Here is a 13,387-nt window from a genome sequence, read left to right as displayed (position 1 = left end):
CGGCTCGACGTGGCCTAGGGTTGCCTCGGGGCGGCGCACGGGGCACCGATGAAAGGTGGGTCGGGGACATGAAGAGAAGGCAGCTCTTTCGCCGTGCGACAACAGGTTTGGCAGTGGTGATCGGTGCCCGTCTGGCCGCACCTGCCACCGCCGACGCCCTGCCCGGTACCGGCTCGGCGCAGCCACCGACACCGGTCGTTCCGTTGGATCGACTGCTACGAATCGTGTCCCTGTCGCACATCAACGATCCGGCGCTCACCCCTATCTTTCCCGGCGATCCCGAATTCTCGCTAGAGACGGCGTTCACCGTCGCAGACGACGGCTTCTACCTCCAGTACGTCAAGGAGGGCGAGCACACCGGCACGCACTGGGGCGCACCCGCGCACTTCCAGGAAGGTGGCCTGACCGCCGACCAGCTCGATCCAAAGGATCTGTTTCTGCCCGCGGTGAAGATCGACATTCGTGATCGGGCGGCGGCCGACGCCGACTACGCCGTAACCGTGGCCGACCTGCAGAACTGGGAAGCAGTCAACGGTGCCATTCCACCAGGGGCGGCTGTCGTTCTGTGGACCGGATGGGCGTCACGCTGGGGGACCGATGCGTACGCCAACGCGGACGCGGACGGTGTGACGCACCAACCCGGGTTCTCTCCGGAGGCAGCACAGTGGTTGATCGACACGGGCAGGCTAGCCGAAAGAGGTGCCCTCGGCACCGACACCTTCGGGCCCGATCTGGGCAACGACGACACCTATCCGGTGTCGGTCAAGCTCTACGACCGGCGTCGGATCAGCCTGGAGAACCTGACCAATCTGGAGTCGATTCCGACCACGGGTGCCTACGTTCTGGTCGGCGGCCCGATCAACCGAGCCGGATCCGGTTCACCTGCAACCATTTTCGGCCTGGTCCCCAGGGTCGCCTGATCGGAGGTGCTCGGCACCGCGGTGAGTGCACCCGCGGTGTCGTAGGCGTAGATGCCGGCCTTGCCCTCGCGTTTGGCCTCGTACATCGCTCGATCGGCCAGCCGCATCAGCTCGTCCTCGTCGGCGGTGTCGGAGCCGGCCACGGTCGTGGTGTCGTGGGGTGTGCGGTCGAGCTGACCGATCTGCACCACGCCCACGCACACGCCGACCGACACCGAATGGCCGTCGATCTCGTGGGCGGTCCGCATCGTCTCGGCGATGCGGACCGCCGTCGCGCGACCGGCATCGAGGTCGGCGTACACCAGGGCGGTGAACTCGTCGCCGCCGAAGCGCGCCACTACTCCGTCCACGACGCATCGGTCGAGGCGGCGTGCAAGTTCGATCAGTAGTCGGTCGCCGCCACCATGTCCGAATCTGTCGTTGACGCTCTTGAAGTCGTCGAGGTCGATCAGGAGCAGGACGGCGCGGCCCCGGCCCGCTCGGGCGTCGTGCACCGCCGCTCGAAGGTGCTCGTCGAACGACGACCGGTTGAGCAATCCGGTCAGCCCGTCGTGATGCGCGCGGTACGTCAACTCGGCCTGCGCCCGAGTCAGGCTGCGCAGCAGATTGTCGTTCTGAACCAGGGTGATCACCTGGCGAACGAGTGAGAGCAACACCACTGCAACCCCGAGTACCACCACGGTCGAGTCCAGCTCCCCGGTCTGCACACGCAGTATCGCCAACACGATCCCGATCGCACCCATGAGTGCGTACGGCAACAGCAATTGCGTTCTCGCGCCGGTGACGGCCTCGGTGCAGTCCGACTCGGTGGGCTGCGATCCGTACAGCGACGAGCCGTGTGTCGACGAGTCACGCGGTGCCGGGTTGTCGTCCACGGTCCTCGGGGCAGCGGCCGCGAGGGCGATGAGCGCTGTGCCTGCGATGAATCCGCCGTCGGTCAGAACCGGCATGAAGTCCGCACCGGTGGCGACGAGATACGCATAGATGCTGTCGGATATCGCCATCATCAGGATTCCGGCGCCGAGCAGGGTGAGCTGCGTCCGATATCGCGCGGCGATCCTCGGGATCACGGCGAGCAGCACGATCATGGCCACGAGTACCAGGTCGGTGATGGGGTACATGATCGCCACCAGGAACTCGATCGATTCGGATTCCGACGAATGCACGACCGCGCCGAGCACGGTTGCCCAGGAGAGAACGAAGAGCGACCCGACGACGACGGCCCCGTCGAGCAACGACATCACCCAGACATGGCGTGCACTCGAGGCAGCCCGCCAGGGCGACGGGCCGACGAAGGCCAGCAGGGCAGGCACGGCGAGGATCGGGAAGAGAAAGAATCCGACGTCGGCGACGGACGCGGTCGGCAGCGGCATGCCGAGAACGGATCGATAGAAGGCCCAGACCGCCATGCCTGCACTCCAGCAGGCCATTCCGGCGGCCATCAGAACGCGCCACTGCCGTTCGGTGCCCGTTCTTCTCGACGCCGTCCGCCAGCAGACGATCGTCGCCGTGATACCTCCCGCGAGCTGTGCGACGTCGTCGATCAGTACGGAGGTTCGTTGGCCGAGAACGTTGGAGCCGGCGAGCAGGACGATGACGAGGACGCATCCGAGCACGACGGTCACGCGTCGCCTCGTCGATCCGGCCACACGGCCTCCCTCGTTGGTGCGCGAGCGCGGTTGCGCGAGCGCGGTAGAGCCGGCCGCTGTTTCGGTCTGTTGGACGAGAGCTCGTACCGACCGCGTCATCCTAGCGAGCGTGAGCCGTCCGGGGCGCGTTCCTCGCAGTCGGGAAACGTGGAGGTTGCCTCTGGACCTTGCCAAAGATCTATTGTCGATATATCGTCGACATGTCAATCGATACGAAGGAGCAAGACATGAATTACGCAATCGAAGGATTCGCACACGAATTCGGACGTCGCGCAGGAGCACGTCGACACATGCGTGGCGCGCCGTTCCAGATGTGGGTCGCGCAGAGTGAGGACCGCGGCCCGTCGGACGATCACGGTCCACGAGAGCGCGGCCGCGGCAGGAGAGGTCACGGTGAACGGAGCAGGCACGGTGCCGGTGGGCCGTTCGGACGGGGACCGGAAGGCATGCGCCCCGGTTTCGGTCCCGGTGGTTTCGGGCCGAACGCAGATTTCGGTCGAGGTCGCGGTCGGGGAGGGCGAGGGCGTCGCGGGGACGTGCGCGCTGCAATCCTCCTGCTGCTCGAGGAACGTCCGATGCACGGATACGAACTGATCCAGCAGATCGCCGAGAAGAGCAACGGCACCTGGAAGCCGAGTCCTGGCTCCATCTACCCGGCCCTGTCGCAACTCGAAGACGAGGGCCTGGTCCTCATCGACAAGGTGGCCGGCCGCAAGACCGCTGCACTGACCGACGAGGGTCGAACGCACATCGAGGCCCATCGTGCCGACCTGGGCAGCCCGTGGGACGACGTGGCAGAGTCCGTCGGAGTCGACGCCCGGGATCTGCGGGCGCTGATCGGCCAGTTGATGGGCGCAGCCGGTCAGGTTGCCGGAGTGGGCACACCGAAACAGGTGGAGCAGGCCGCCGAGATTCTCACTCAAGCCCGCAGGGCGCTGTATCGGATACTTGCCGAGGACGGTTCGACCGATCGAGATCCCGACGACACGGTCGACGCCCCCGACGCGCCGTGACCGGCAGGTGCGGAATCGTCCGCAGTGCTCGCGACTCCCTAGGATGGACACCCGAGATCCTTTCGTCCATCCCAGGGAGTTGCTCGAGTGCGCGTCGTCTTTGCCGGTACACCGGAGCCCGCGGTCCCGTCGCTGCGGGCACTGCTCGAGTCCGAACGCCACGAGGTGATCGCCGTGGTGACTCGGCCCGACGCCGCTGCCGGTAGAGGTCGCAAGACGATGCGGTCACCGGTCGGGCAGCTGGCCGACGAGCACGAAATCCCTGTGTTCACGCCCGCGAAGCCCTCGGATCCGGATTTCGTCTCACAGCTCACCGAACTCGCACCCGACGTGTGTCCGGTGGTCGCTTACGGGGCACTGCTGCCGCAGCCGGTGCTGGACATCCCTCGCTTCGGCTGGATCAATCTGCACTTCTCGTTGCTGCCCGCATGGCGAGGTGCCGCGCCGGTACAGGCCGCCATCGCCGCAGGCGACGAGATCACCGGTGCCTCCACCTTCCTGCTCGACGCGGGAATGGACACCGGCCCGGTACTCGGCGTCGTCACCGAGCGGGTACGCGCAACCGACACGACAGGGGACCTGCTCACCCGGCTGGCGTCGAGCGGAGCGGACCTACTCGCTGCCACCCTCGACGCGATCGAGGACGGGACGGCATCGGCGCATCCGCAGCCCGAGGACGGGATCTCCTACGCGAGCAAGGTCAGCGTCGACGCCGCACGCATCGACTGGACGCGGTCTGCTGCATTCGTCGATCGGCACATCAGATCGGTCACCCCCGCACCTGGCGCATGGACGACGATCGGTGAACTCCGCGTCAAGATCTCACCGGTTCAGCACTCCGAGGACACGCTCGCGCCAGGTTCGATCGAGGTGCGCAAGTCCGGCGTGCACGTCGGAACAGGTACGACGGCAGTGGTTCTCGGCGAAGTTCAACCGCAGGGCAAGAAGCTCATGAAGGCACTCGACTGGGCGCGCGGCGCTCGGCTGGACGATACGGCGGTAGCGCGATGACAGAACCCGACAGGCCTCGAAAGCGCGAGTCGAGTCCGGCCCGAAAGACCACCAAGAAGTCGCCCGGTGCGCGTGGTCCGAAGGGAAACCGGCCCCCGCAGGGCGGGGGACCTCGTGCCGTCGACGCGATAGATCCGGCCCGTCGCGCGGCCAGGGACGTGCTGAAGGCCGTTCGCGAGCGGGATGCCTACGCCAACCTCGTGCTGCCCGGTTTGCTGCGAGAGCGCAAGCTGGACTCACGCGACGCGGCACTGGCCACCGAACTCGCGTACGGCGCGTCCCGAGCGCGTGGTGTGCTCGACGCCGTGATCGCCCACGCCGCCGGTCGGCCCGCCGCCGAGATCGACGGACCACTACTCGACATTCTGCGGCTCGGCTCGTACCAACTGCTGCGTACCCGGGTGGCTCCTCACGCCGCCGTCGCCACGTCGGTCGACCTGGCTCGGTCCGAATTCGGTTCCGGCAAAGCAGGTTTCGTCAACGCCGTATTGCGGCGCGTGTCCGAACGCACGGCGGCGCAGTGGGTCGACGAACTTGCGCCCGAGGCGGGGGCCGATCCCGTCGGTCACCTGGCGTTCGAGTACGCGCATCCCAAGTGGATCGCGCAGGCCTTCGCCGATGCACTCGGTGCCGACGCCGGTGAACTCGCCGCTGTCCTCGAGGCCGACGACGCGCGCCCCTCGGTGCATCTGGTCGCCCGGCCCGGTGAGATCTCCGCCGAAGAACTGGCGCTGATCACCGGGGGAGAAGAGGGGCCCTATTCGCCGTACGCCGTGCACCTCGACGGCGGTGATCCCGGCAAGATCGACGCCGTCCGTGACGGGTTGGCCGGAGTGCAGGACGAAGGCAGTCAACTCGTCGGCCGGGCGCTCACTCTGGCGCCGCTCGTCGGCGAGGACGGTGGCCGGTGGCTGGACCTGTGCGCCGGACCGGGCGGTAAAGCTGCCCTGATCGGTGCCATCGCCGAGATCGACGGTGCCATAGTCGACGCGGTCGAACCGACCCCGCACCGAGCCGATCTGGTGTCGAAGACGACGAAGGATCTCCCGGTGACGGTGCACACCGTCGACGGTCGAGCGTCCGGACTCGACGGCGGCTACGACCGAGTGCTCGTCGATGCGCCGTGCACCGGACTCGGTGCCCTGCGCCGCAGGCCCGAAGCACGCTGGCGTCGACAACCTTCCGACGTGGCGGCGCTCGTGACGCTGCAGAAAGAACTGCTGGCAGCGGCAATAGAGCTGGTTCGCCCCGGTGGAGTGGTGCTGTACTCGACCTGCTCGCCGCATCTGTCCGAAACCACGGCCGTCGTCGCCGACGCGATCCGCCGCTACGGCGTCGAGCCGCTCGATACCCGTGAGCTGGTGCCGGGCGTGCCACAACTCGGTGACGGTACGTCCGTGCAACTGTGGCCGCACCGACACGGCACGGACGCGATGTTCATGGCGGCGCTGCGTAAACCGATGTGACCAGCAAACCGATGTGACCGGAAAGCCGATGTCATCAGTCGCCGGCCAGGAACGTCTCGGCCACGGTTCTCGGGGCGTAGACGAGCCACCCGTCGACGATCAGTTCTCGCAGTTCGTCGTCGCCGGTGTTGTCGATGTCGACCAGAACGGCGGCGAACCCGTCGAAGTGCGGGATGGTGAAGCACGTCCGCGGGTGGGCTGCGAGGATGGCTTCCTTTTCGTTCAGATCAGCGGTGCGGACGGCGAGGATCGGCCCGCTGGGCGGGATCTGGCTGCCGAATCGCTTCAGATCGGCCTTGCTGAACGGCCGAATCCATGCGAACACGTTCTTGCCCACCGACCACGCCGGATGGCCGTACCGAACACCCTCGGTGACCTCGGGCAACTCGGCGATCACCGTCGCCGCGTAATCCATGGTGGTCATGGGCGAACGATACCGGCTGGGCTAGGCTCGTCAATCGTGGTTTCCCCGATGATTGCCCCCTCGATCCTGTCCGCTGATTTCGCTCGTCTGGCTGCCGAAGCCGAGGCGGTGGCCGGAGCCGACTGGCTGCACGTCGACGTCATGGACGCGCACTTCGTGCCGAACCTCACCCTGGGTCTGCCGGTAGTGGAGAGCTTGCTGAAGGCGACGAACATCCCCCTCGACTGCCACCTGATGATCGAGGACCCGGCCCGCTGGGCTCCGCCCTACGCCGAGGCCGGGGCGTACAACGTCACTTTTCACGCCGAGGCAACCGACGACCCGTCAGCCGTGGCACGCGATATCCGCGCCGCGGGTGCGAAAGCGGGCCTGTCCGTCAAGCCCGGAACACCCATCGAGCCGTACCTCGAGATCCTGCGCGACTTCGACACCCTGCTGGTGATGAGCGTGGAGCCGGGCTTCGGCGGACAGTCGTTCATGCCCGAGGTGCTCTCCAAAGCAAAAGCTGTTCGGGCACTTGTCGATTCCGGTGATCTCCGTCTGATAGTGGAAATCGACGGCGGCATCAACTCCGACACGATCGAGCAGGCCGCGGAGGCCGGAATCGACTGTTTCGTGGCCGGATCTGCCGTCTACAACACCGCCGACCCCGCGGTCGCCGTGCGCGACCTCCGTGCCCGCGCCGCCCGCGCATCACACCACCTGTCGTAATGAACGGCCGGGGCGCAGCACTGTCCGTCGCGGACGCCATGGCCCTCGCCGTCGAGGCATCCGAAGCCGCCCGGGGCATCAGCAGTCCCAACCCCCCGGTCGGCGCGGTGATCCTCGATGCCGACGGCATCGTCGTCGGCATCGGTTCGACTCGCCCGCCCGGCGGACCACACGCCGAGATCGTCGCGTTGGCCGAGGCCGGGGACCGAGCTCGCGGCGGTACCGCGGTGGTGACCCTCGAACCCTGCAACCACACCGGCCGCACCGGACCGTGCTCACAGGCCCTGATCGATGCAGGCATCGCGGCGGTCGTGCACGCCGTGGCCGATCCGAATCCGCTCGCATCGGGCGGCGGGGCAGCTCTGCGAGGGGCGGGCATTCGCGTCGAACAGGGGACCGGCGAGACCGAGGTGCGGCAGGGTCCGCTGCGAGCCTGGTTGCACAAGCAACGCACCGGGCGGCCGCACGTGACGTGGAAGTATGCCGCCACCCTGGACGGCCGTAGCGCGGCGGCGGACGGCACGAGCCAGTGGATCACCGGACCGCAGTCCCGGGCGCACGTCCACGCCGAACGGGCCAAGCTCGACGCCATCGTGGTGGGAACCGGCACCGTACTGGCCGACGACCCGCGCCTGACCGCACGACGTCCCGACGGGACCCTTGCACCCCACCAACCGGTGCGCGTCGTCGTCGGATCGCGGCCGACACCCCCGACCGCGGCAATCCGTGGATCCGACGCACCCACGGTGTTCCTCGACACACACGATCCCGCCGCCGTCATCGATGCTCTGCACGAGCACACCGACATCCAGCTCGAAGGCGGTCCGACGTTGGCCGGAGCGTTCCTCGCCGCCGGGCTCGTGGACCGCGTCGTGGCGTACGTCGCGCCGGCCGTGTTGGGCAGCGGGCCCGCAGCGGTGGAGAATGCGGGTATCGGAACAATTGCCGACGCAATTCGGTTCCGCACGGAGACAGTCACCATGATCGGCAACGACATTCTGATCGGCGTCGTGCCCGAAGGAGCGAAGTAGATGTTCACCGGAATTGTCGAAGAGCTCGGCGAGATCGTGGCCAAGGACGAACTTCCCGACGCCGCGCGGTTCACCGTCCGCGGACCGGTGGTGACCTCGGATGCAGGCCACGGCGACTCCATCGCCGTGAACGGCGTCTGCCTGACCGTCGTCGAGGTACTGCCCGACGGCGGATTCACCGCCGACGTCATGCAGGAAACTCTGAACCGCTCGAGCCTCGGTGCCCTCGATGTGGGCAGCCGCGTCAACCTCGAGCGGGCAGCCGCGCTCGGCAGCCGCCTCGGTGGGCACCTGGTGCAGGGCCATGTGGACGGCACCGGGACCATCATCGGCCGGTCCCCGTCGGAGAACTGGACGGTCGTGCGCATCGCACTGCCCACCTCGGTCGCACGCTACGTCGTCGAGAAGGGCTCGATCACCGTCGACGGCGTCTCGCTCACCGTCTCCGGGCTCGGTGCCGACGACGGTGCGCACTGGTTCGAGATCTCCCTGATCCCCACCACCCTCGACCTGACCACTCTCGGCACGGCCGAGGTCGGAACGCCGGTCAACCTCGAAGTCGACGTCATCGCCAAGTACGTGGAGCGGCTGCAGACGATCGACGCACAGTAAGTACTGTTGACGTGCACGCAATCGATGGTGCATCGGAGAATTTCCAGGGCGCTGAGCCAGGCCCGAGACGTATGGAGCACACCGTGGTGACCAGGTTCGACAGTATCGAGCGCGCAGTTGCGGACATCGCTGCGGGCAAAGCAGTGGTGGTCGTCGACGACGAGGACCGCGAGAACGAAGGCGACCTCATCTTCGCCGCCGAGAAGGCCACCCCCGAACTGGTCGCCTTCATGGTCCGCTACACCTCCGGTTACCTCTGCGTTCCGCTCTCCGGTGAGGACTGCGACCGGCTCGGCCTGCCACCGATGTTCGCCACCAATCAGGACAAGCACGGCACCGCGTACACCGTCACCGTCGACGCCCGCGAAGGCATCGGCACCGGAATCTCGGCATCCGACCGGGCGGCCACGATGCGACTGCTCGCCGATCCCGACACCGGAGCCAACGACTTCACCCGGCCGGGCCACGTCGTACCCCTGCGCGCCAAGGACGGCGGAGTGCTGCGTCGCCCCGGCCACACCGAGGCGGCCGTCGACCTCGCCCGCATGGCAGACCTGAGGCCTGCAGGCGTCATCTGCGAAATCGTCAGCCAGAAGGACGAGGGCGCGATGGCACAGACCGACGAACTGCGCGTCTTCGCCGACGAACACGACCTCGCTCTCATCTCCATCGCCGACCTCATCGCCTGGCGTCGCAAGCACGAGAAGCACGTCGTCCGCGTCGCCGACGCCCGAATCCCCACCAGCCACGGCACCTTCCGCGCCGTCGGCTACCAGAGCATCTACGACGAGGTCGAACACGTCGCGCTCGTCCGCGGCGACATCGCGGGCCCCGACGGAGACGGCAACGACGTGCTCGTTCGAGTGCACTCCGAATGCCTCACCGGCGACGTGTTCGGATCACTGCGCTGCGACTGCGGACCACAGCTCGACGCGGCGCTGGAAATGGTCGCCGCCGAGGACCGCGGCATCGTGCTGTACATGCGCGGACACGAAGGTCGCGGCATCGGTCTGCTGCACAAGCTCCAGGCCTACCAACTCCAGGACGCAGGCTCCGACACCGTCGACGCCAACCTGCAGCTCGGACTCCCCGCCGACTCGCGCGACTACGGAATCGGTGCCCAGATCCTCGTCGACCTCGGCGTGTCCTCGATGCGGCTGCTGACCAACAACCCCGCCAAACGAGTGGGACTCGACGGCTACGGGCTGCACGTGACCGAGCGAGTGCCGATGCCGTTGCGCGCCAACGCCGAGAACCTCACCTACCTGCGCACCAAGCGCGACCGCATGGGCCACGACCTCACCGGGCTCGACGACTTCGAAAATGGTCATTCCGCAGGCTCCACTCCCGCCCACGAGAATGGGGCCACATCATGAGCGGCGAAGGCGAACCCACCCTGCAGTTGGCAGGCGCGAGTGATCTCAAGCTGGCGATCGTGGCCGGTCAATGGCACCAGAAGATCTCCCAGGCGCTGCTCGACGGTGCACTTCGCAAAGCCGAGTCGGCGGGGATCGAGGACGTCACGGTCATCCGTGTCGCCGGAGCCATCGAACTGCCCGTCGTCGCGCAGGCGCTGGCCCGCAACCACGACGCCGTCGTCGCCCTCGGTGTCGTTATCCGTGGCGGCACACCACATTTCGAGTACGTGTGCGACGCCGTGACGGCCGGGCTGACGCGTGTCTCGCTCGACGAGGGCACTCCGGTCACCAACGGTGTGCTCACCACCAACGACGAGCAGCAGGCGCTCGATCGCGCCGGACTGCCCGGTTCGTTCGAGGACAAGGGCGCTCAGGCCACGGCGGCCGCGATCGACACCGCGCTGACTCTCAAGCACCTTCGCCAACCCTGGACGAATCAGGAGTTCACGTGACCGGCAGCGCACCGTCCGCCGAGTGGGACATGGTGGTGAAGTCGCGTAAGTCGGCCCGCTACGCCATCGCGACCGCGGTACTGCTCGTGGTGGCGCACTCGACCGTCGCCGTCCTGCTGCGAGTGTCGCCGACCGGGGTGTACTTCAGGACCGCCGACCAGCTCGCGATGGCGGGAATCGGAGTCCTTCTGGGAGGTCTGGCGCTCGTGCTGACGCGCCCGCGCATTCGCGTCGGGCCGGCCGGTGTCGCGGTACGGAACCTGTTGTCGGAGCGTCTCATCGAATGGGATCTGGTGCGTGGCCTGTCTTTCCCGGACGGCGCTATGTGGGCCAGAGTCGACATTCCCGACGACGAATTCATCAATGTGATGGCCATCCAGTCCAACGATCGTGACCACGCGGTCGCGGCGGTGAGACAGTTCCGCACCCTCGAACGCAAGTACGCGCCCGCCGCCTCCGTTCCGGACATCGAGGTCGATCGGGACTGACGTCGGACCTCCGCACCACAGCTGAGCTGCGGATGCGGAGAACGTCGGACCCGACGGCTAACGTGGTTGCCGTGTCCGACCCCGCTACCTACCGCCCGGCCACCGGAACCATCCCGGTGGAGCCGGGGGTGTACAAATTCCGCGATCCGCACGGTCGCGTCGTCTACGTAGGAAAGGCCAAAAGCCTCCGCAGTCGGCTCAATTCCTACTTCGCCGACATCGCCTCGCTGCATCCTCGCACCCGCCAGATGGTGACCACCGCGGCTTCGGTGGAGTGGACCGTGGTGACCACCGAAGTCGAGGCCCTGCAGCTCGAGTACAACTGGATCAAGGAATTCGATCCGCGGTTCAACGTCCGCTACCGCGACGACAAGAGCTATCCGATGCTCGCGGTGACGATGAACGAGGAATACCCGCGGTTGTTCGTCTACCGCGGACCGAGGCGCAAGGGCGTGCGGTATTTCGGCCCCTACGCGCACGCGTGGGCCATTCGGGAGACGCTGGATCTTCTGTTGCGGGTGTTCCCCGCGCGCACGTGCTCGACCGGAGTGTTGAAGCGCCACAATCAGATCGGCAGGCCCTGCCTGCTGGGTTACATCGACAAGTGCTCGGCACCGTGTGTCGGCCGAGTCAGCGCCGACGAGCATCGGCGCACCGTCGAGGACTTCTGTGACTTCCTGGCCGGTAAGACGGACAAGCTCGTTCGTCAGCTCGAGAAGAAGATGCAGGCTGCGTCCGAGGACCTCGATTTCGAGACCGCCGCGCGTCTGCGAGACGACGTCGGTGCGCTGCGTCGAGCATTGGAGAAGCAGGCGGTTGTGCTCGGCGACGGCACCGACGCCGATCTCGTCGCCTTCGCCACCGATGCCCTGGAAGCGGCAGTTCAGGTATTCCACGTCCGCGGCGGCCGTGTGCGAGGGCAACGCGGCTGGGTGGTGGAGAAGGCAGGCGAGGTGATCGAACGCCAGGACGAGGCCGATCTGCCCGCTCTGGTCGAACAGTTCCTGACGCAGTTCTACGGCGAGCAGGCCGCCCTGTCCGCACAGGCACCGGGCGGCGACGACGGCGGATCCAATGCCGTCCCGAGGGAAGTACTGGTTCCGGTCCTGCCGGACAACGCCGACGAGGTTCAGGTCTGGCTCAGTGAACTCCGGGGCTCGAACGTGACCCTGCGCGTTCCGCAACGCGGCGACAAGAAGGCGTTGGCCGAGACCGTCGAGCGCAACGCCAAGGAGGCCCTGCAGCAGCACAAGCTCAAGCGTGCAGGCGACTTCACGTCCAGATCGGCTGCGCTGCAGGGTATTCAGGAGGCGCTGGATCTGGATTCCGCACCACTGCGTATCGAGTGCATCGACATCTCCCACGTGCAGGGAACCGACGTGGTGGCCTCGCTCGTCGTCTTCGAGGACGGACTGCCCCGCAAGAGCGACTACCGCCACTACGCGATCAAGGAAGCGGCAGGCGACGGGCATTCCGACGACGTGGCGAGCATCGCCGAGGTGACTCGTCGCCGATTCCTGCGACACTCGGCCGACGGCTCGGCCGAGGGAACAGGGGGCGATCTGGCCCCCGAAGCGGCCTTGGATCCGCAGACCGGCAGACCACGAAAGTTCGCGTATCCACCCAACCTCTTCGTCGTCGACGGCGGTGCCCCTCAGGTGGCCGCCGCCGCAGCGGTACTGGACGAGCTCGGCGTGACCGACGTCGCTGTGGTCGGTCTGGCGAAGCGTCTCGAGGAAGTATGGGTTCCGGGGGAGGAGGATCCGGTCATCCTGCCGCGCACGAGCGAATCGCTCTATCTGCTGCAACGGGTCCGAGACGAAGCGCACCGGTTTGCGATCACGTTCCATCGCAGCAAGCGATCACGGCGGATGACGGCGTCGGCCCTCGATTCGGTTCGCGGACTCGGTGAGTCGCGTCGAACAGCGTTGGTGGCACACTTCGGTTCGGTCGCCAACCTCAAGCGTGCGACGGTCGCGGAGATTGTCGAGGTTCCGGGAATCGGAGAGACCACGGCCAAGTCGGTGCTGGCCGCGCTGGGTTCCGACACGGACGACGCCGATGTAGGCGATGATGGCAACGCAAGTGCAACGACATCGGGCGAGAACACGGCGGAACATGCGATCGCACCGCGTGTGGAATCGGCGGGACAGGCTTCGTAGTGAGCGAACACCAGACACAGAGACATCCAC

General features: G+C 66.9%; 13 protein-coding genes. 11 read left to right on the top strand and 2 right to left on the bottom strand.

The features are described from left to right. The first annotated feature begins 68 nt into the window (after positions 1-68). Entirely contained in the window at positions 69-920 is an 852-nt protein-coding gene (locus QM590_RS06015) for a cyclase family protein (protein WP_269594163.1), read from the top strand. Here the strand turns inward: QM590_RS06015 and QM590_RS06010 are convergent. Next, positions 836-2,668 (bottom strand): diguanylate cyclase domain-containing protein, encoded by a 1,833-nt coding sequence (locus QM590_RS06010; protein ID WP_269594162.1) that lies wholly within the window; start codon positions 2,666-2,668, stop codon positions 836-838. The two genes, QM590_RS06015 and QM590_RS06010, sit on opposite strands and share 85 nt — an antisense overlap. Before the next feature lie 191 nt (positions 2,669-2,859). On the opposite strand from QM590_RS06010, the gene QM590_RS06005 reads away from it, so the two are divergent. The 3 genes from QM590_RS06005 to QM590_RS05995 all read left to right on the top strand — a co-directional run bounded on the left by QM590_RS06005 (position 2,860) and on the right by QM590_RS05995 (position 6,059). Beyond that, entirely contained in the window at positions 2,860-3,582 is a 723-nt protein-coding gene (locus QM590_RS06005) for a PadR family transcriptional regulator (RefSeq protein WP_269594239.1), read from the top strand. A gap of 87 nt (positions 3,583-3,669) precedes the next feature. Next, positions 3,670-4,593 carry a methionyl-tRNA formyltransferase gene (gene fmt / locus QM590_RS06000; RefSeq protein ID WP_269594161.1) on the top strand — a complete coding sequence of 308 codons (924 nt, stop codon included), beginning with the start codon at positions 3,670-3,672 and terminating at the stop codon, positions 4,591-4,593. Then, positions 4,590-6,059 carry an RsmB/NOP family class I SAM-dependent RNA methyltransferase gene (locus QM590_RS05995; RefSeq protein WP_269594160.1) on the top strand — a complete coding sequence of 490 codons (1,470 nt, stop codon included), beginning with the start codon at positions 4,590-4,592 and terminating at the stop codon, positions 6,057-6,059. The genes fmt and QM590_RS05995 overlap by 4 nt, the downstream gene beginning before the upstream one ends. A gap of 34 nt (positions 6,060-6,093) precedes the next feature. Here QM590_RS05995 and QM590_RS05990 read toward each other — a convergent pair whose 3' ends face one another. Next, positions 6,094-6,483: an MmcQ/YjbR family DNA-binding protein gene (locus QM590_RS05990; protein WP_269594159.1), complete on the bottom strand. Its 390-nt coding sequence runs from the start codon at positions 6,481-6,483 to the stop codon at positions 6,094-6,096. Positions 6,484-6,519: 36 nt separating this feature from the next. On the opposite strand from QM590_RS05990, the gene rpe reads away from it, so the two are divergent. The 7 genes from rpe (at position 6,520) to uvrC (ending at position 13,357) form a co-directional block, all read left to right on the top strand. After that, complete coding sequence (gene rpe, locus QM590_RS05985; protein WP_068050536.1) at positions 6,520-7,194, top strand: ribulose-phosphate 3-epimerase; 675 nt, start codon at positions 6,520-6,522, stop codon at positions 7,192-7,194. Next, complete coding sequence (gene ribD / locus QM590_RS05980; protein ID WP_269594158.1) at positions 7,194-8,225, top strand: bifunctional diaminohydroxyphosphoribosylaminopyrimidine deaminase/5-amino-6-(5-phosphoribosylamino)uracil reductase RibD; 1,032 nt, start codon at positions 7,194-7,196, stop codon at positions 8,223-8,225. Before rpe ends, ribD begins: the two co-directional genes overlap by 1 nt. Continuing rightward, entirely contained in the window at positions 8,226-8,837 is a 612-nt protein-coding gene (locus QM590_RS05975; RefSeq protein WP_094670225.1) for a riboflavin synthase, read from the top strand. A gap of 86 nt (positions 8,838-8,923) precedes the next feature. Continuing rightward, entirely contained in the window at positions 8,924-10,213 is a 1,290-nt protein-coding gene (locus QM590_RS05970; RefSeq protein WP_068050543.1) for a bifunctional 3,4-dihydroxy-2-butanone-4-phosphate synthase/GTP cyclohydrolase II, read from the top strand. Continuing rightward, entirely contained in the window at positions 10,210-10,707 is a 498-nt protein-coding gene (ribH, locus tag QM590_RS05965) for a 6,7-dimethyl-8-ribityllumazine synthase (RefSeq protein ID WP_032398003.1), read from the top strand. Before QM590_RS05970 ends, ribH begins: the two co-directional genes overlap by 4 nt. Positions 10,708-10,736: 29 nt before the next feature. After that, positions 10,737-11,195 (top strand): PH domain-containing protein, encoded by a 459-nt coding sequence (locus QM590_RS05960; protein WP_068050542.1) that lies wholly within the window; start codon positions 10,737-10,739, stop codon positions 11,193-11,195. 71 nt (positions 11,196-11,266) lie between these two features. Continuing rightward, entirely contained in the window at positions 11,267-13,357 is a 2,091-nt protein-coding gene (uvrC, locus tag QM590_RS05955; protein ID WP_269594157.1) for an excinuclease ABC subunit UvrC, read from the top strand. The last annotated feature ends 30 nt before the right edge of the window (positions 13,358-13,387 follow it).

This window comes from Rhodococcus sp. IEGM 1372 (assembly GCF_030056835.1).
In the GTDB taxonomy this organism is placed as follows: domain Bacteria; phylum Actinomycetota; class Actinomycetes; order Mycobacteriales; family Mycobacteriaceae; genus Rhodococcoides.
This window is presented reverse-complemented; position numbering and strand designations above follow the sequence as displayed.

Bases quoted from the DNA above. Each gene is read 5' to 3' on its own strand.
- QM590_RS06005 (WP_269594239.1), top strand. From the start codon at position 2,860: ATGCGTGGCGCGCCGTTCCAGATGTGGGTCGCGCAGAGTGAGGACCGC.
- QM590_RS05960 (WP_068050542.1), top strand. From the start codon at position 10,737: ATGGTGGTGAAGTCGCGTAAGTCGGCCCGCTACGCCATCGCGACCGCG.
- ribD (WP_269594158.1), top strand. From the start codon at position 7,194: ATGAACGGCCGGGGCGCAGCACTGTCCGTCGCGGACGCCATGGCCCTC.
- QM590_RS05975 (WP_094670225.1), top strand. From the start codon at position 8,226: ATGTTCACCGGAATTGTCGAAGAGCTCGGCGAGATCGTGGCCAAGGAC.
- QM590_RS05995 (WP_269594160.1), top strand. From the start codon at position 4,590: ATGACAGAACCCGACAGGCCTCGAAAGCGCGAGTCGAGTCCGGCCCGA.
- ribH (WP_032398003.1), top strand. From the start codon at position 10,210: ATGAGCGGCGAAGGCGAACCCACCCTGCAGTTGGCAGGCGCGAGTGAT.
- QM590_RS06015 (WP_269594163.1), top strand. From the start codon at position 69: ATGAAGAGAAGGCAGCTCTTTCGCCGTGCGACAACAGGTTTGGCAGTG.
- QM590_RS05990 (WP_269594159.1), bottom strand. From the start codon at position 6,483: ATGACCACCATGGATTACGCGGCGACGGTGATCGCCGAGTTGCCCGAG.
- QM590_RS06010 (WP_269594162.1), bottom strand. From the start codon at position 2,668: ATGACGCGGTCGGTACGAGCTCTCGTCCAACAGACCGAAACAGCGGCC.